General features: G+C 63.1%; 1 pseudogene. It reads left to right on the top strand.

The annotated features are described in order from the left end of the window. Positions 1-2 precede the first annotated feature (2 nt). A pseudogene (locus tag B2R17_RS19210) lies at positions 3-214 on the top strand (site-2 protease family protein); the annotation flags it as partial.

Raw genomic sequence — 214 nt, 5'->3', positions numbered from 1 at the left:
CGATCCCGCTGGTGTTCCTGCTGACGGCCAGCGGCGGTGGCATGCACAGCGTGCTTTGGATGTGGATCATCCTGTTGCTGTGTTTTTACATGATCGCGAGCATGGCGGTTGCCGGCCGGACAGCGGGAAGGACCGACGAGGAATCCGTCGCCGACGACGGTGTGCGGTTGATTCCCAACGGCGAACACCCACCGGCCATCGCGTCGGTGATGGA

The organism is Rhodopirellula sp. UBA1907 (assembly GCF_002337565.1).
GTDB lineage: Bacteria > Planctomycetota > Planctomycetia > Pirellulales > Pirellulaceae > Rhodopirellula > Rhodopirellula europaea.
The sequence above is the reverse complement of the archived record's forward strand: the minus strand, read 5'-3'. Positions and strand labels throughout refer to the sequence as shown.